We start from the raw sequence: 18,185 nt of genomic DNA, 5'->3' as shown, positions 1-18,185 counted from the left end.
GCAACGCCAAAAATTTAAAAATTGTACATTCCCACGCTCCCCCACTCCTAATTCCCCAGCCCTGTTAATAAGATGATAGAAAGCACTACCACGATTCAAGAATTTCTCGCCAGCATCTACCCATTTAATCAGCTTTCTATAACCAGTGTTGAGCGGATTGCAGCAAAACTTGAACCTTTGCGTTACCGTATGGGGCAAGCAATTTTGGTCAGAGAAACCCTCCCAGCTAGAGTAGCCATTCTTTACCAGGGGCAAGCCCGTTTATTAGGATATGCCCCTGGTGCTTCTGCCCCTGATACCCTGCAACTACTAAAACCAGGAGAAATCATCGGCTGGACAAGTTTGCTACGTGGTGTACCCTGTGAAACAGCGATTGCGTCAGTTGAAACTCTTTGTCTAACGCTCAAAGCCTCAGATTTCTTAAGTTTACTAGAACTTGAACCCACCATAGCCAACGCCTTTCGTAACTATTGCAGCTTAGTTGAAGTTTTTGACCTGTTGGGTGCAGAACTAGAACGTCGAGGTAAGATTCCAGACAATCTCAAAGAACTGGCTACTGCTGCAATAAAACAAGCAACAATCCTGAACTTGCCTGTTGGCAAAACACCGCTTCAACAGCTAGACCCTAACTTGCTGTGGTTAGTTAGTAGTAAAGGGTCTAACTATGTAGTTGGCGATCGCCTAAATCCTGCTGAAGCGCAAGCCTATATCACAGGGTCAGTTCGCTTAATTGGTTTTACTGACCCCACTCTCTCACTTACTCCCGAACTACCGGACTCTCTGATCTCTGACTCCGACACTGGAATTTGGTCAAACGCGCCATTTGCCCCCCTAAGCCCAGAACAAGGAGAAGAAATTGAGCGATCGCAAATCAAATACCCCCACATATCTGGTCGTGGACCTGTGGATGGAACTCTTGCTTGTTTCCAAATGCTAGCGCAACACAACAGAATGCCATTTCGCCGCGATGTCTTGCGCCGTGCCTTAGTTAGTAACAAAGAGCGCACAGGCAGTATTTCTATTCAATTATGTGGTGCTTTGGCAGAACTAATGGGACTGACATCTCAACTGGTGAATGTTCCCGCCGTCGCTATCTCTAAACTACCCACACCAGTTTTGATTCCTTGGCAAGATAGCTATGCAATTCTTTACAAAGCTACTGAAAAAGAACTAGTTCTTGGCATTCCAGAACAAGGCATTATCCGTAAAAAGCCAGCCGATTTTGCTGAAACTTGGGGGGAAGAGGGACAAGTACTTCTGCTACAACCAACTAAAGAAACTCCTCAAAAGCGATTTGGTTTAAGTTGGTTCCTACCTGCCATTAAAAAACATCGTACTGTTTTAATTGAAGTATTTATTGCTTCATTATTTGTACAACTATTGGGACTAGCAAATCCCTTAATTACCCAAGTAATTATTGATAAAGTTATCATTCAAAACGGGATTAATACTCTCAATGTTCTGGGTTTTCTGCTCATAGCAATGGCTATAGTAGAGGGCATTATTACTTGGCTACGTACCAACTTATTTGTCGATACCACCAACCGGATTGATTTAAGTTTGGGAAGTGAAGTTATCGACCACCTATTACGTTTACCGCTACGTTATTTTGAGAAGCGCCCTGTTGGAGAAATATCCAGCCGGATCAACGAATTAGAAAATATTCGCTCTTTTCTGACTGGTACTGCTCTGACTGTTGTTCTAGATGCTATTTTCTCTGTTATCTACATTGTAGTCATGATTTTCTATAGCTGGCTGCTAACGATTGTAGCATTAGCAACTGTGCCATTATTCGCACTTATTACTTTTATATTTGCACCCATTATTCGCAGCCAAACTAGAACTAAAGCCGAACGCAATGCCGAAACTCAATCTTATTTAGTTGAGGTGGTATCTGGTATCCAAACTGTCAAAGCCCAAAATATTGAACTCAATTCTCGCTGGCAATGGCAATCTCGTTATGGGAAATATATTAGTGCTAGTTTTGAGAATGTTCTAACAAGCAATACTGCTAGTTCTCTCTCTAACTTTCTCAATAAACTATCAAGCTTACTTTTATTATGGGTAGGTGCATATCTAGTATTGCAGCAAAAACTAACATTGGGACAGTTAATTGCTTTCCGCATTATCGCAGGTTATGTGACAAGTCCTTTGTTAAGATTAATTCAATTGTGGCAGAATTTCCAAGAAACTGCTTTATCGCTAGAACGCTTGGCTGATATTCTCGATACTCCCCAAGAAACAGAAATTGCAGGGCGTAATAACATCCCGATGCCAGCTATTGTTGGTGCAGTTCAATATGAAAGTGTTACTTTCAGCTTTGCTAAAAGTCCCAATCCGCAACTTAATAATGTTCATCTTGATATTGAAGCTGGTATGTTTGTTGGAGTTGTGGGACAAAGTGGTGCTGGGAAAAGTACATTAACCAAACTCTTACCCCGCCTCTACGAATTAGACTCTGGTCGGATCAAAATTGATGGCTATGACATTAATAAGGTAGAACTCTACTCCCTGCGTCAACAAATTGGCATGGTGTTGCAAGACACTCTGTTATTTGATACTACGGTACAAGAAAATATTGCCCTAACTATGCCTGATGCTACACCATCAGAAATTGTGGAAGCTGCTAAGATTGCTTGCGCTCACGATTTTATCATGAATCTACCATCGGGTTATGAAACTAGAGTCGGAGAGAGGGGTTCAGCTTTATCTGGAGGACAAAGACAAAGAATAGCGATCGCTCGGACTGTACTACAAAATCCACCACTGTTGATTCTAGATGAAGCTACGAGCGCACTTGACTATGCTACTGAACGTCAGGTGTGCTTGAATTTAGCCCAAGTATTTAAGGGAAGGACAGTATTTTTCATTACCCACAGGCTAGGGACAATTCAAAATGCCGATGTGATTTTGATGATGAGCCAAGGACGAATTGCAGAACAGGGGACTCATGCAGAACTTATGGCTTTAACAGGGCTTTATTACTGTCTATACCAACAACAGGAGGCTCAAGTTTAAGTGGATGAGGAGAAGAAGATATTTTGGAAACTAACAATAGCTAAAACTTATCACTAACTACTATTTATAAAAAGCTAATCGCTAACAGCTAAATAATTATGAGTATTAATAATGGCAATAGTAATAATGGGAATGGTCAGCACTCAAACAATGGCAATGGCAGTTCTCAAAATCCAGCAATAACTTCTGTTCAACAATTGGAACAGTTATCAACTGAGACATCCGATATTCAGCCAAGACCAGCTAATACTGCTCCCCGTTATATCCCCAAATTTGAACAACCTGTAATTCTTCGACAATCTCGGAAATGGTCACGCGCTATCCTTTGGGGTTTGATAGCTGTTACAACTGGTACAATTATCTGGGCAAACTTCGCCAAAATTGAAGAAGCAGTTTCCGCTACTGGGAAGTTAGAGCCAACAGGTACTGTTAAAGAAATACAGGCTCCTGTTGGGGGCGTAGTTAAAGAAATTTATGTTGAAGATGGACAGCAGGTTAAACTTGGCGAACATCTTATCGGGCTTGACCCTACTACTGCTAATGCTCAACTTGACTCTTTAAAGAAAATTCGCTCATCTCTAGTTCAAGAAAATCAATTTTATCAATCTCAAATGACAGGTGGGGCTACAGTTACTGCCACCGATGTTAAAGTTTCAAATCAAATGCTTGACCTGACCAAAAGTCGCGCTACTCTAGTTGCAGAAAACCGATTATATCGTGCCCAACTAGATGGTACAGGTTCTAGCAGTGGACTTTCTATAGAACAAAAAGAGCGCTTAGTATCCGCTTCTTCTGAATTGGATGCGCGTGTGACTGCTGCAAAGCTGGAAGTTGACCAATTAAGTCGCCAACTCAACCAAACTGAGATTAAGCTGGCTGCTACTAAAGACACTTTAATAATGAACCGAGGTATTCTTGATAATATTACCCCGTTAATGAATGATGGGGCAATTTCCAAAATTCAATATTTCAAGCAACAAGAGGAAGTTAGAAACGCTCAATCAGAAATTGACCAGCTTACCCAAGAAGGGTTTCGTTTACAATCTGCTATTAACCAAGCACAAGCTAAGTTGCAATCAACTGTAGCTATTTCTCGCAAAGATTGGCTCACCCAAATTGCAGATAATAACAAAAAAATTTCCGAGATTGATTCTCAGCTTACTAAAGCGATTGTCGAAAATAATAAGAAAATTGCCGAAAATGATTCTCAGTTGAGCCAAACTCAAATGAATCTTCAATATCAGTCGATCAATTCCCCTGTTTCAGGTACAGTTTTTGAACTTAAGGCACATACACCAGGATTTGTAGTCACATCCAGCGAACCAATTCTCAAAATTGTTCCTGATGATGCTCTGATTGCTAAAGTTTACATCACCAACAAAGATATTGGTTTTGTTAAAGAGGGGATGACAGTAGATGTGAGGATTGACTCATTTCCTTTTAGTGAATTTGGTGATGTCAAAGGTAAGCTAGTATGGATTGGAAATGATGCCCTACCACCAGATCAGATTTATCCTTTCTACCGTTTCCCTGCTAAGGTGCGCCTGGAGCGACAGTCAATTTCGATTAATGGGCGTAATGTCTTGTTGCAGTCGGGGATGTCAGTCAGTGGTAATATTAAACTGCGAGAACGGACGGTGATGAGCATATTTACAGATATGTTTAGCTCTAGTGTCGAAAGTCTCAAGTTTGTTCGTTAAGCCAGTAAATGTGCTTTGAATCATAATTTCTCATGAAATTGGCAATTCTTCCTCCTGTTGCTGATAATAGTTTTAGAGCTAATTATCTAAGAGGTTGATTGTGGTATTTGCTCAAACCAGTCCCCCAAATGTAATAACAACTCGCCTGACGTTAGACGAGTATCGGGCTATGGAAGAAACAAACCCCGAACGCCATGAATACCGCAACGGAGAGATTATTACTATGTCGGGAGGGTCGGAATCTCACAGTGCTATCGCCAGTAACTTCTTAATTTACTTAGGGTTTTTATTGAGAGACACGGATTTTCGTTTGTATAACAGCGACTTGCGAGTTTGGATTCCTGAATATCAATGCGGTACTTATACTGATTTGATGGTTATTAATGGTGAACCAGAGTTCAATGGCAATCGCAATGATGAAATTCTCAATCCAATGCTTATTGTCGAAGTTCTATCGCCCTCCACTGAAGCTTATGATCGAGGGGACAAGTTCAGAAAATATCGCTCGATTGCTAGCTTTTGTGAATATCTGCTTGTGAGCCAAACTGAACCCTACATTGAACAGTATCATAACTTGGATCGCAACAGTAACGATCGCTGGCTATGGCAAGTTCACTCTCACCTTGAGCGCACGATTATGCTGCACAGTTTGAACGTAGAAATTCCCCTGACTGAAATCTATCGTCGGATCAATTTTTAACAAACTAATAACAACTTCTTCCAAAAATTCCTCAAAACTCTGGTATACACTTTCCTCCTTACGTAAATCATTAAGCTCAAATTCTTTACTTATCAGCCCAAAGCGAAACATTACATTTGAACGACAACCGCCACGCACAGTATTTTCCAAAAATAAAACTGCACCAAAACACAATTTCGATTCAACAGTAACTCGACCTTCGTGAGATTCAGAATAATCTACTGTTTTATGACAGTGAAAAGCTTTGTCATGTGTGATTGCTTGCAAAATATCATGCGCTTTTTCAGGAGAAAGCGCGTAAGCTATGGATTTTCTAAAAGGACAGTTGGCACAGGGTTGTTTCATTTTGATATTGAAAATAACTACTAGATAATCACCACCAAATTATTAAGTATTTTGGTGGTAATTCGTTTATAAATGTCGCCAGAAGTTCTTGCTGATAGTCTTGAGACTGACTACCTTGGGTTCTATAGTAGATTCTGGAGTATGACCAACAGCCACCGCAACAGCTTGTGGTGCAGGTGTCGCTAGCAGAGAATTGAGTAATTCTTGCTGATAGTCAATGTCTGCTACTGTGCGGTAAACTCTGTGATAATTTATCTGCATCCCCAAAGGTGTTGGGACAATTTTCAGATATTCATTAAGAGCAGATATGTAGGTATCACCAAAATTCTGGAGAGCAACAGCCGGACGGATAATATTCAACAATTGAATAGCTCGTCTAATGTCTACAACACTGCGGCTAGCATCAATCTCTGGCTGACTTTCACGGTAGCCCTTGCCTTTTTTTTCTGCTACGAGATTATGAAATTTAGTAATGGCTCTTTGATAATTACCTAATGTGTGAACTTTGGTTTGCGCTTGATAACCAACTCGCCCCCACTGGACTGTCAAATTCCCATCTTCGACAATGGCCGCCCAGAATTTATTGCTGTTTTGAATTGCGTCAACAAAGACTAAATAGATTTCCATCTTTCTTACCCTGTCAATTCACAGCTTGACGGGCATTGCCCCATCGAATTTGATGCTGTAAAGCTTCAAGTAATGTTTCCGCTTCCAGAGTTGTTAGTCCATTTAAAACAGAGCAGACATCCTCAAACAAGTTTTTATACAATGGATATGAAACTAATAAGCCCAGATTAGACAATGCATCCTCAAGTGCCTCAGCAACAGTATGCTTAGTAGAACTGTCTTTTTCTAATGTAAAAATGTAAGTTGCTAATGCCATTCGGAGCATAAGCTTAGTTTCTCTGTCCAACTTCTCTAAATACACACCATATTTATCAACCAGTTGGTCAATAGTTGGAGTCTGCCCGTAATAAGTAACTAAGTCTGTCGTCATGTTTATTCGCCTTATTAAGTATGTTAATTGATTGCTCTCAATTACTAAAAAAAAGAGTGATTGCCCCCATAGAATCAGGAGACAATCGCTTTCTCATCAGTTCATATTCCGAAACTTAGCAGCACGCAAAGATTGAGTTTTCGCTGCAACCACAGGGCTACTAGCCCGTCGTGCGGTAGATGCCCATGCTTGCATCCGCTCAACTGCCGCAGCGTCCTGAATCGCAAGCGGGGTAATGGTTTGACGGCAAGCTTCGAGGTCAGCAAGCGTTACCTGCTGCGGTCGCCCTTCATCGAATGCCAGCAGTGCGGCTTCCGAAGCGAGGGTTTCCAGTTCTGCTCCTGAAAACTTTGCAGTATTGGCAGCGATCGCTTCGAGGTACTCCGATTCCAGGTGAATACCAAAGCGTTGTAGATGAATCCCTAGAATCTGTATCCGTTCTGGTTCTGTAGGCAGATCAACAAAGAAATTTTCGTCAAATCTTCCCTTCCTCTTTAGCTCACTTGGCAGTGCAGAGGGGTCATTGCAAGTTGCCACGACAAACACACCACACTGAGATTCGGACATGAATGTAAGGATATTGCCCAGAATCCTCTGTGAGACTCCACTCGTGTCACCAGTCCCCGAAAGAGCTTTTTCTATTTCGTCAATCCACAGGATGCAGGGTGCGATCGCTTCTGCTGTTTTCAAAGCCCGTCTAACATTTCCCTCAGACTCACCGACCAGACTGCCCAAGAGGGATGCAATGTCTAGCTGTAGGAGTGGTAGATTAAGGATATTAGCAATGTTTTTAGCCAATAACGTTTTACCTGTACCGGGAGGCCCCGCAAGCAACACACCTTTTGGTTGAGGCAAGGAAAGCTCACGCGCCTCTTGCGTGAATAGCCGCCGCCGCCGATTGAGCCACTCACGCAACAAATCCAATCCTCCAAAAGAGATGCTAGCAGGCTTGCCCAATTCAATACCCATTTGAGACAACAGCCGAGTTTTATACTCGACTGCTTGGGGTATGAAATTACTATCAATTAAAATCCCATCTGATGTTAGGTTGTGTTTGACAGTTAACCGCAGGAAGTCGCTAATCTCCTCCAGGGTTAATCCCAGAGCAGCACGAGAAAGAGATTCAATTTCACTTTTATTAAGGGAAATAGTGAAAGTCAATTCCTGCTCAATAGCTGACTGTTGTAGATCATGCAAATAAGAATTGATATGAAGTAGTATTTGCTCAACTCCCGGTAGAGGAATTTCACAATAAGGGATTAAGCGTACAAGTGACTCGTGTAATTGAATGTTTTGACCCAGCAGCACAATGCGTTTATCAGTCGGTTTGAGACGATGGTAGAGATTTTTTACCTTGCTGACAACCTCCCAAGATAACGAAGGCGAATTTTTACCAATAAACGAGTGAATGTCACCTAAGATAAAGACTCCATCACTACTAAAATTCGCAATGTAGTCGAATACAAATAGTAGTGGATCAGCCTGTGGTGGTTTCTTATACTCTGGCACTGGCTTAAACACCAATCCCCCATCTGCTGCGATTAAACATTGCTCCAAGGTTGATACTCCCAGATTCCAGAAGAACACTGGACATGAGAGCTTATTGTTAGCTTCTGTAGTCAGCCACTGAATAATCGTCGCTTCATCAGGAGATAGAACATCAACCGCAGCGATGGGAATTTGTGAATCGAGTGTGGAGAGAAGATTTGAGAGGTTCATGATTTTGATATTTGATAAGGAAGTGGAGCTAATTCATCGTGAGTATTAACAAGTCTCACAACTACTTCATAAACTTCGGCATCGCCGTCAAAAACTTCCGCTCTACCGTTGTTCTCTTGGTAGGCGATTGCAGTAACTATGGCATTCAGTAGCACACATAAGCCTTCAGTATTCGCCTTGATGATCACGGGCTGGTGTGTTTTCTGTTGTGCGTAAATGTGAACAAATGGATATTCTTTAGCTAATTCACTCATGATGTTTTGCTAGGGGAAATCAAGGCATCGATTAACCACAGAATTCGATACCCAACGATTCGCTTATGGTTTCGTAATGTACATCTTTCCAATAGATGTCAGAACCATAGAATTTGCAATATTCAAAATTCCTGGGATCGGACGTATAATCACAAACCATTGGCAAGTCATCGGGATGAATTTCACCATTGTTAATCAGGTCGGACATTGGCAAGTAGTAAGTTACAAGCAAACCAAAACCAGCATCATGTCGAAATTCATGCCACTTGGCTCGATGCAGCCAATCTTTTAGCCAATTTGCATCGTCTGATAGTTCAGCATCACTGCGAGAACAAGCATCTGATTTTTCCCAACAAGTGGTTAAGGTGCATAGCCCACCATTTTTTAGAGCTTCATCCATTTGTTCAGGAGTAAAGTATTGATATGCCAGATCAATATGTGGCTCAAAATTCAGCACCCACTTCAGCTTTTTTAGTTCGCTTGGGTTTAGGTAAATTGTCAGCCCAAACTCACCATATTTTCTGGCTTTACCATCGACTGGGTGAACGTCACCTAACACTAACATTGTCTATTCCCAAAAATTTTTATGGGGGAGATTGTTTTGTTCTCCCCGATTTTTCTTACTGACGTAAACGTGTTTGACTGCTTAGGGTAGTCCGAAGTTGTTGGGTTTGAGCTTCATCTTTAAACGTGCGATCGCCCACAACTCCAAGTGCTTCTTCAAATGGTTGCGTAGCCGATAAACAACTCAAACCCTCGAACCCCTCCGCTTCCACTCGAACTTCACCTGTAGCACTGTCGAAATGAATCAGTATTGAACGTTCCATATTTATCTCCGTGTATACTGTTGAACTTCCTGATGTCCGGCAAAAGTTAGGCGTAGGGTTTGCACATTTCCATTAGTTGATTCAGCGATCGCACATTCACCAAATTTTTCTTGCAACTCGGCAGCTTTGACACGAACCAAATGCTTACCATAAGCCAGCATTAGTTTATTGCTGAAAAAGTCTTTGCCCAACTTCGGAACTGTTTCATAACTATCGTGTATTACCTCGTACACGCCACTTGACTGATTCCACTTGAATCCAATGTCTGCACGGGCTTTTATGGTGTGACCAGATACGATAATTTCAGCGCTTTGTCCTTGAGAGCCACCGTAGTATCCTTTTAGTAACTGTGCTGTTTGGTAAACTTGCGGATTCAGTTTCAAATCTTGTAAAGCTTGTACCAGACATTCACGGTTAGCAAGTTTGGTTTTAACGGTTGAGAAGTGTGACATGAGAATTTTGCTCCTATAGCAGTAGAAGTGAGATATCCTTTTTGAGGTGAACACCCCAGAGGTGAACACCACATTTCCAATTCATTAGTTAGTCTTGAGCGATGCACCTTCGCCCAAGACTGTTTTTTACCTAAACTTGAAAGACATGACCGTAGCTTTCGACAAACCCACGTCGTCAGCCGCAAGTGATTGTAGATTGCGCTGTTCATCTAACAACTTGGTGCGGATCTCTTGCATTTTTTGCTGTAATTGACTGCGTGTATCTGAACCAAGATTCTTAGATTCAATCGCTGGATCGTTAACGATAGAATCCAAGTGCGCCATCATCGCCTCCAAGCTGCTGCCAGCCTCCGGGTCAGCATTCGCTAGTAGTACCTGAACCTTCATTAGATGGCGTTGCATCTTTTTTTTGAACTGTACGGGCTTACGTCCTGGCTCCCAATCAGCCAACTCTTCGAGTAACTGCGCGGCGAGTTGTTCACCACCAGCGATCGCAGATTCCCTTAATCGTTGCTCCAGATTTTGGTCATACTGCTGAATGAACTTGGTAATCTGGTCAAGACATTCGGCTTGCTGCTGATTGAGTTGTTCGGACAAAGCGGGTATGATCACCGGACGACCAATCACGACTTGCAAATAGTCTTCAAGATCGGTCAGAGTCGGAAATGCTCTTAACAAGTTTGCTTTGACTGACTCTTGCTTATCCTGTGCTAATTCCCAAGTGTTAAGTGAGAGGAACTGGTCAATCCGTTCCTGGTAATCTACAAGTCCCGCTTCGTAATCAGCTTTTAATTGATTGCGTAAACCAGGGGCGATATTATCCCTAATATTGATTAACTGATTCCACACAAGTGGAGCCAAATCAATAGGACAAACCCAATCACCAGTATCAGCAGACATCCACTCCTGAACTGAAGCAATCTCTTGCCTCAATTGAGCAGCAGCTTCATCTAACTTCTTAAATACCTTGATACCTCGCAAACCGACTTCGGAATTTGTAACTTTCACGAGGTCTGATTCAATTTCAGAAACCTCAGCTTTTAGCACATCCGCCCATTTAGGTGCGGCAGACTTTGTACTTTTCTTTAGTTGAATACGGAAGCGAATGCGAGTTTTATTTAACTGTGAGAAATTGTGGCGCTCGACTACTGCATCAGTTAGGAAATTCGCAGCGATAGGGTTGTCGATTGCTTGTACCATGATTATTTACCTCAATCAATATTTTTCACTTTCGATTAAGCGAAGCTTTCTTTGTGGCTATTTTTCAATTTGTGGATGTCTGTAGTAGCTCTATAGATTACTTTTTTAGAGCTATTTTGTAGTCGAACAGGTCTTTTAATGACTGGTGGTTTATGTATGGACATGGCTTAAAATAACTGAAGTTGCTGCGAATTATCCTGTACCACAGGCTTGTTATAAGTCATGCCTTCGACTTCATAACAGCGAGTCATAAGTTTGTTTCGATTTAATCGAAAGCTGGCTTTTTTTCTTTGATTTGGCAAAGGCAAAAATAGATACTGTGGATGTTGGATAGTACCTTCATCACCCAAGTATCGAGAAACCGTACCGTCGATTTGGTAAACTTTTGATGAGCTTAATAGGGTTGTATCGTAAACCTTAATCAAATTTAATTCCATCTTATTAGCAGTGAAGTGTGCCATAATTTATCGTGGAATCGATTTTTCTCTACAGTCAGACTGATTAAATCTGACTGTAGAGTTTTTCACGGATAATCTGATTTAATTTTTCCTTTGATTCATCTGACAAAGCGTTAAAATCAAACTCTTTGGAGTCCCAAACTTCATCAATACTGGTAGACTCATCGATAATATTGGCAATCAAACTTGATTCATCGCCATGCTTCCAGCCATTTGCTAAAAGCCACGGCAGAACTCCCTCAGATTGCAATAGTTTCTCAATGTCAAACGAGTCAGAAAACTGCTGTAAGTTTTCGATACTAGGGGGAACGATTGTTGTTGTCATTTCTTGTTATTTGTGAATAGGTAGACAGCAAAAAGAGGGGGAAAGGTTAAAGGGGAAAGGGAAAGGGATTCATGAATTAAATCATCCTTAGAAAAGCAAGGTTTTTACCTTTACCCCTTTCCCTTTTCCCATTGCCCTTCTTCATTAGCTGTAGACAAAGCTTGAGCAACATCTAATTACAGTTGCCCAAGCCCTATTTCCGACTTCGTTAAAACGCTATCTCATTCGCTGCTTTTGTTACAGCTAAAGCTTGTTCCCAGATTTCTTGCCAATTAGTCTGCTCGTTATAGGATGCCATAACTAATTCCGACCCAACCCACACCCGACAGAACAACACGCTTTCATCGCTTGTCCCTGGAGTAGGCTGTAGTGTAATCGGAGAATATAGTTGTTCTGGAGTAAGAGTTGCGATCGCGGTTAACAAGCTTTTAGAAAAGTGAGTATCATAACCGGATTCTAAGATATACGTCCGGTCTGCTTGAATAGTTATCAGTAACTTGCAGGTTTCTTTTTTGCGGCGTTCTGTATTCTCAAACCGCAGTTCTTTAAGATATCCAGTTAAGGCAGTTTGAGGGACATCACTCGGTTCACCATTGAGTGTGTACCACAATCCTCCGTGCTGACGATTGCAGTAGATTTTACAATTGCCAGCTTCAGAGTGCAATCCCAGTTTTGGCTTATTGATTGCTGCAACTAACTGCTTAAGTAATTCTTCCTGGCGCATCAAGGCAGCAAGTAAATCCGATGTTTCTTGAGGGTTCATTTGTTTGTACCAAAAGCATTTTCACTTTTGCATTGGCGTAGCCGTTGATTTCAGATGTATCAAGTACAGAGCTAATAAAACAGCGCTCTTGTTACTACAAAAGCGCCTCAAAACTTGGTAATTTGTATTAATTAAACTATTCTTCTGGGCTGTTTCTCTGACGCAATAGCCTGAGAACTTCTTCTAAGCCTGCGTTTAAATTTCTCAGATCAGATTTCATTTCTCTAATGTCTGCTTTCACTTGCCGCATATCCGAAGCTAAACCAGTTGCCAGCGTCATTGTCTGAGCTATGGCAGTTTGAGATGTTCCAATGGTTCCTGCTTGAATTTTTAGGTTTGTAACATCTTGTGTCAGTTCATTGAGGCGTAGGTAAATATCGTCAAATCTAACATCGTCTGTCATCTTTTCTCCTTTCTGACATCCTTAACTATAATTTTAGCGGTATCGCTGTGTCATCTTGTCATCTGTTGAGCGAGGCGTAGCTAAAAACATAAAACAGCAGGTGCGACCGTTGATTCGGTTGCACCCACCATTTCACTTACGCCGCTATTCCCTCTATCCGTGCCAAGTCGGAGTCTGTGAACTTACCGCAATCAAGAGGCTCGTCTGAGGATGGCTAATATTCCCGTAGCTGTTCCTATCATTAGCCGTTAGTCGATCAAACGGCTTATCCAGCAGTTCCTTACAAGATGGTTGCGTCAGTTCTACGATCGACAATACCCACACCGCATCAAATGCAGAATCACACGGAATTTTCTGCTGATGCACTGAAGTTGCCCGAATAACCCACCATCTGCTATTAGTACAGCCTACTTCGCCAAGCTTCCGATCGTGGTCGTAGATACCATCGTTTAGGATTTCAAACCCGTACTTTTCGCATTCATCAGCAATCTGTACCATGATTTCGTTCCCCGTTGTAGCGACTGGGGTTTCTTCTTCTTGTATGGGCAGCGTTCCGCGCTGGTAATGCCATGTGATGTAGCTGTGGCATCTTTTAAAAGTGTTCGCGCGATGGATCTCCTCACCATTGACCATCACTATCCAAGGTTGCGTTAGGTCATCGTCGTGGGTAATGCTAGCTACGAGTTTTTGACCTGCATAGAATTCGTGATCTTCAAACGAAATCTCTACTGATCTCAATTCTTCAACTGGTTTAACGCAAGAGGTTAAAGTTGCTGTTGTTTGTGGCATAATTTTAAAACCTTCGATTGGGTGATAAAGGCGATCGCACAGTTTTGCAGACACTGCGATCGCCTTTTGATTTGTGTACTGATTGACGTTGTGGCTTGCCACAACACCTCATTCTAGAATTGGCGAAGCCTCATATTTATTGCTCCTAGTCAGTGACTGGAGCTTGCTACAGCAGCATATCTCTTGATCGGGCGGCAGTCGGCAACGAGCTTCAAAGCGACTATCGTACTGCTGTGGCAACTTTTTATTCATCGCAAATCGATTTCCCTTCCTGTTCCCCTCGCTTTCACTGGTTGCGCCAGTGCCTCAGCTACTCTCCCAGGTGGATTAATAAATTTACTATTTTCAAGGTTCAATGGTGAGCGCCTCTTTATTTAGCTGAGAGGCTGGCGGTTGTTTCCTCCGTTATTTACTAATTTATCACTGTCACCTATAGAAGTCAAGCATTTTTTATAGGTGAAAGTGATAAATTAAGCTAAACATTCTATATCCCAAATCAAAGTAGCAACCTCGCCGCCTAACGCAGCACAAAGTTTTTGCAATATATCAGTACTAACAGTGATTTCTTTAGGTTTTCCCGGCTTATTAATGAATAAATGTGGTGCTTCTAGTTGATGAATATAAGTGGTAGACACACCTACTTCTTCTGACAGTTTTCTCCGGCTATAGCCTGATTTCTCTCTAAGCTCTCTCAGTTTTTGGGCATTGTCCTCGTTCCACTTGAATGTCGCTATAGGAGAAACGTCTATTTTAATTTTCATCTGTACTTCTACTTTAAATTTATCACGTTCACCTATTGACATAATAATAGCCGCCTTAAAATATTGTTGTCAACTATAATTCAACCAAATAAACTCGTGCTACACCATAAATTTATGGTGCTAAAAGCTGTTGTCCTGGTTGAAAATGCTCAAAATTTTTTATGGACAATTGTTTTAGTGACAACTCGGCTTAAGGCTGCTAAGGCTTTACCCCTAACTTAGACTGGTATTCGACAGAAAAACGATTGCCAACAATAGCAAACGCTTACGTTGCTTGAGCAATGCTAGAGCAATTACCTGAACTAGCTCTTCTGCAAAGGATAGCCACGTCTAACTTAGAGAATTTTCAAAAGCTCGCCCTCAAATTCTCCCACTCATCAGGAGAAAGTAATATCTCTAGGTTTCAATCAATCAGCACTCCTCACCGAGTAAAAAGCGATCGCACTGGTTACTCGGCAAAGATCGCTGCCCGATGTCATCCAGCAATTCTCATTATGAGAATTCCTGCTATGTTTTGAGTTTTCACCAAATTTCCAAAAATAAAAATAGTTTATTATATTCGTGCTTTAGTTCAGGTGTACTACTGCTCTATTTACAAGTAATCACAACAAGTCCTGAACTTTGAGTAACGGTTTTTTAACCACTGCCTATTTCTTGAGTATTTCAAAGCGGTATGACTCGATATCGCTTACTTTTCCATGCGTTTATAGGAGGAGATATGAATCTCGAATCAAATCATTTAACTGAATGGCTCAACAGTGGAGTAGACGAAGAATTGATTGCCCTAAACGTGCAGTCGCTGTCCGGTACATTGCCTTACGATTATCTGTTGTACAGTCCCAAAATCTCCCGCCGCAACGACGGACGACTCCGAGACAAAGACTTGAAAAAATACCAACATATTGAACACGGGGGTTGGTGGTGTAGTGGCGTTGACCCACTCAACGATTATCAACAAATGCTCTGGGGCTGCTTCAAACCAGACAAGCCAAGGCGCGATCCGCAGAAAATTCACAAACATATTAAATACGAGCATCCATACAAAGAGCAGACCAGGGCTTTGTTCCTCTTCGTCACCAACAAGATTTGGGTAAAAGTGTCGAATCGTTGTGGTATCCCAATCACTGATCAAGACCTGCAACATCACGGTGGTTTCTGGCATTGGGTCTGGAAAAATAATGTACTAGTTGTGATTGTCGAGGGAGCCAAGAAAGCCGCTTGTTTGTTGACGGCTGGTTATGCTGCGATCGCCATCAGTGGAGTAAACACTGGCTACCGTACACCCTCTGATGAGTATGGGACTGCCATTGGTAAACCTTTGCTCATCCCAGACTTGGCGCATTTTGCCACATCCGGTAGACTTGTCAATATCTGCTTTGACCACGATACTAAGCCCGAAACTGTTCAAAGAGTAAGAACAGCGATTACTCGCATGGGGCGATTGCTCATAAACTCTGGTTGCCAGCTACGAGTGATTGACCTACCAGGAACCGAAAAGGGAGTTGATGATTTTGTCGTTGCCCAAGGCTGTGATGCTTTTCATGCACTGTACAACACCGCCGAAACATTGGAGCTATGGGAAATCAAATTATTCACCTTGTTAACTTATCCTCCAGCCATCGCACTCAACCAACGATTCCTGAGTGGGCTGATTGCACCAGAAGGCGAAAAGCTGATTGTCCTCAAAGCTCCCAAAGGCACGGGCAAAACCGAGTGGCTGTCCTCTGAAGTAGCCAAAGCACATGACCAAGGGCGTAAGGTACTCATCATCACCCACCGCATTCAACTGGGTGAGGCGTTGTGCGATCGCTTCGGCGTTGATTATGTCAGCGAGATTAAAACCTCTGACACAGGTGGTTTGCTTGGGTATGGCGTGTGTGTTGATTCGTTGCACAAAGATAGTCAAGCGCGATTCAACCCCAACGACTGGTCAAACGATGTCATTATTATTGATGAGTGCGACCAAGTTTTCTGGCATTTGCTCCACTCTACAACAGATGTGGCCAAGCGGCGGGTAGCGATACTGCGAAATTTCAAGCAGTTGGTACAGAATGTTTTGGGCAGCGAACACGGCAAAATCTATCTGTCTTCTGCCGATGCCTCAGATACCGATATCAAGTACATTCTTTCTCTGGCAGGAGAATATAAAGTTAACCCGTTTGTAATCGTAAATAATTATCAGCCTGTTTCTGGCAAGTGCTACAACTACTCCGGCAGTAATCCCAAGAATTTGATTGCCGCGTTAGACAAGGCGTTAGCGAAGCTCGCCGTTCGCGGTAGCGTCTCTGAAAGAGAAGGCATCGCAAAAGGGGGACATCATTTATTATGTTGTTCTGCCCAAAAAGCAAAGTCAAAATGGGGGACGCAAGCCCTTGAACAACGGTTTAAGCAGAAATTCCCACATCTACGAATTTTGAGAATTGACAGTCATTCTGTTTTAGACCCGAAACATGGGGCTTTTGAGTGTATTGCCCATCTCAACGAAATCCTCACGCAATATGATTTAGTAATAGCCTCACCCAGCTTGGAAACAGGGGTGTCTATCGACATTCGAGGTCATTTTAGTTCAGTCTGGGGAATATTCCAGGGAGTTCAGCCTGTGGACTCTGTACGGCAGATGTTGGCACGGTTACGGGAAACTGTTGACCGTCACATCTGGGTTAGCCAGTACGGTATGGGAACTGTGGGCAATGGTTCAACCTCTATGGGTGGATTATTGCGAAGTCAGGATATCGCAACACAAGCCAATATCGCTCTGTTGTCAGCTTCGGATAATGATGATTACTCATTCATTGATCAGAACTTTCAACCCGAATCTTTACAAACCTGGGGCAAGCGTGGGGCTGTTATCAACGTCGAGATGCGCCGTTATCGTGAATTTGTGCTGAAGGGTTTGGAAAGTGATGGATACACCCTTATTGATGCTGATGATTCTGACCCCGACGAAACCAAGGAAGTCGTCAAAGAAGTGAAAGCAGCATCCAAAGAATTGTATAGGAGTGAATGCCTGGGAGTTTCTAAATCTGAAGATGTGTCAGATGACGAACTGAAGAAGCTGCAAGAAAAGCGGGTAAAAACGAAAGAAGAAAGATACCAACAGCGTAAGGGTGAATTGTCCCGACGTTACGAAGTTGAAGCGACACCCGAATTAGTCGAAAAGGATGATAACGGCTGGTATCCCCGACTGCGGTTGCACTATTATCTCACTGTGGGGCGGGAGTTTTTGACCAGCCGGGACAGCAAACGGGCAAAGGCACAGGCTGAGGCTGGGGAGAATGCTATTTGGAAGCCAGATTTTAACAAGGGGCAGATGTTGTCGTCGGTGCTATTCTTGGAAAGTCTGAATCTGTTGCAGTTGCTTACGCCTGGGGAGAAGTTACGAGGTTCTGATGAGAGAATGCAGAAATTTAAGGCGATCACACTACAGCATCGGTTCTTGATCAAGAATTACTTGAACGTGACTATTTCGGAAAA

General features: G+C 42.4%; 19 protein-coding genes. 5 read left to right on the top strand and 14 right to left on the bottom strand.

The window, feature by feature from the left end; all coding sequences use genetic code 11:
• Positions 1-72 precede the first annotated feature (72 nt).
• The 3 genes from HWQ37_RS08230 to HWQ37_RS08220 all read left to right on the top strand — a co-directional run bounded on the left by HWQ37_RS08230 (position 73) and on the right by HWQ37_RS08220 (position 5,418).
• Positions 73-3,018, top strand: a complete 2,946-nt coding sequence (locus HWQ37_RS08230; protein ID WP_292745717.1) for a peptidase domain-containing ABC transporter — start codon at positions 73-75, stop codon at positions 3,016-3,018.
• A gap of 98 nt (positions 3,019-3,116) precedes the next feature.
• Positions 3,117-4,718, top strand: a complete 1,602-nt coding sequence (locus HWQ37_RS08225) for a putative HlyD family type I secretion protein (RefSeq protein ID WP_292745715.1) — start codon at positions 3,117-3,119, stop codon at positions 4,716-4,718.
• 100 nt (positions 4,719-4,818) lie between these two features.
• Positions 4,819-5,418 (top strand): Uma2 family endonuclease, encoded by a 600-nt coding sequence (locus HWQ37_RS08220; RefSeq protein ID WP_292745713.1) that lies wholly within the window; start codon positions 4,819-4,821, stop codon positions 5,416-5,418.
• 411 nt (positions 5,419-5,829) lie between these two features.
• Here the strand turns inward: HWQ37_RS08220 and HWQ37_RS08215 are convergent, their stop codons facing one another.
• The 14 genes from HWQ37_RS08215 to HWQ37_RS08150 form a co-directional block, all read right to left on the bottom strand.
• Entirely contained in the window at positions 5,830-6,390 is a 561-nt protein-coding gene (locus HWQ37_RS08215) for a WGR domain-containing protein (RefSeq protein WP_292745712.1), read from the bottom strand.
• A gap of 13 nt (positions 6,391-6,403) precedes the next feature.
• The gene (locus tag HWQ37_RS08210; RefSeq protein ID WP_109013041.1) at positions 6,404-6,760 is read right to left on the bottom strand and encodes a hypothetical protein; all 357 of its coding nucleotides are present in this window, start codon (positions 6,758-6,760) and stop codon (positions 6,404-6,406) included.
• A gap of 96 nt (positions 6,761-6,856) precedes the next feature.
• Complete coding sequence (locus HWQ37_RS08205; RefSeq protein ID WP_292745710.1) at positions 6,857-8,479, bottom strand: AAA family ATPase; 1,623 nt, start codon at positions 8,477-8,479, stop codon at positions 6,857-6,859.
• The gene (locus tag HWQ37_RS08200; protein WP_292745708.1) at positions 8,476-8,667 is read right to left on the bottom strand and encodes a hypothetical protein; all 192 of its coding nucleotides are present in this window, start codon (positions 8,665-8,667) and stop codon (positions 8,476-8,478) included. Before HWQ37_RS08200 ends, HWQ37_RS08205 begins: the two co-directional genes overlap by 4 nt.
• 97 nt (positions 8,668-8,764) lie before the next feature.
• Positions 8,765-9,298: a hypothetical protein gene (locus HWQ37_RS08195; RefSeq protein WP_292745706.1), complete on the bottom strand. Its 534-nt coding sequence runs from the start codon at positions 9,296-9,298 to the stop codon at positions 8,765-8,767.
• 55 nt (positions 9,299-9,353) lie between these two features.
• Complete coding sequence (locus tag HWQ37_RS08190; RefSeq protein ID WP_292745704.1) at positions 9,354-9,560, bottom strand: DUF2997 domain-containing protein; 207 nt, start codon at positions 9,558-9,560, stop codon at positions 9,354-9,356.
• Positions 9,561-9,562: 2 nt separating this feature from the next.
• Positions 9,563-10,012: a DUF1257 domain-containing protein gene (locus HWQ37_RS08185; protein WP_292745703.1), complete on the bottom strand. Its 450-nt coding sequence runs from the start codon at positions 10,010-10,012 to the stop codon at positions 9,563-9,565.
• A gap of 126 nt (positions 10,013-10,138) precedes the next feature.
• Positions 10,139-11,212, bottom strand: a complete 1,074-nt coding sequence (locus tag HWQ37_RS08180) for a hypothetical protein (protein ID WP_292745701.1) — start codon at positions 11,210-11,212, stop codon at positions 10,139-10,141.
• Between the two features lie 167 nt (positions 11,213-11,379).
• The gene (locus HWQ37_RS08175; RefSeq protein WP_465249678.1) at positions 11,380-11,673 is read right to left on the bottom strand and encodes a hypothetical protein; all 294 of its coding nucleotides are present in this window, start codon (positions 11,671-11,673) and stop codon (positions 11,380-11,382) included.
• 40 nt (positions 11,674-11,713) lie between these two features.
• The gene (locus HWQ37_RS08170) at positions 11,714-11,995 is read right to left on the bottom strand and encodes a hypothetical protein (RefSeq protein WP_292745699.1); all 282 of its coding nucleotides are present in this window, start codon (positions 11,993-11,995) and stop codon (positions 11,714-11,716) included.
• Positions 11,996-12,203: 208 nt separating this feature from the next.
• Complete coding sequence (locus HWQ37_RS08165; protein ID WP_292745697.1) at positions 12,204-12,758, bottom strand: hypothetical protein; 555 nt, start codon at positions 12,756-12,758, stop codon at positions 12,204-12,206.
• Positions 12,759-12,894: 136 nt separating this feature from the next.
• Entirely contained in the window at positions 12,895-13,161 is a 267-nt protein-coding gene (locus tag HWQ37_RS08160) for a hypothetical protein (protein ID WP_138506138.1), read from the bottom strand.
• 153 nt (positions 13,162-13,314) lie between these two features.
• On the bottom strand, positions 13,315-14,052 hold the full coding sequence (locus tag HWQ37_RS08155) for a hypothetical protein (RefSeq protein WP_292745695.1): 738 nt from the start codon (positions 14,050-14,052) through the stop codon (positions 13,315-13,317).
• 368 nt (positions 14,053-14,420) lie between these two features.
• The gene (locus HWQ37_RS08150) at positions 14,421-14,753 is read right to left on the bottom strand and encodes a helix-turn-helix domain-containing protein (protein ID WP_292745693.1); all 333 of its coding nucleotides are present in this window, start codon (positions 14,751-14,753) and stop codon (positions 14,421-14,423) included.
• Positions 14,754-14,992: 239 nt separating this feature from the next.
• Between HWQ37_RS08150 and HWQ37_RS08145 the strand changes: the two genes are divergently transcribed.
• Together HWQ37_RS08145 and HWQ37_RS08140 are read left to right on the top strand one after the other, a co-directional pair.
• Positions 14,993-15,229 carry a hypothetical protein gene (locus tag HWQ37_RS08145; protein ID WP_292745691.1) on the top strand — a complete coding sequence of 79 codons (237 nt, stop codon included), beginning with the start codon at positions 14,993-14,995 and terminating at the stop codon, positions 15,227-15,229.
• A gap of 200 nt (positions 15,230-15,429) precedes the next feature.
• The coding region (locus HWQ37_RS08140) for a plasmid replication protein, CyRepA1 family (protein ID WP_292745689.1) at positions 15,430-18,185 on the top strand (2,756 nt) is incomplete at its 3' end.

It is taken from the genome of Nostoc sp. NMS4 (assembly GCF_017115095.1).
Classification (GTDB): Bacteria; Cyanobacteriota; Cyanobacteriia; order Cyanobacteriales; family Nostocaceae; genus Nostoc.
This window is presented reverse-complemented; position numbering and strand designations above follow the sequence as displayed.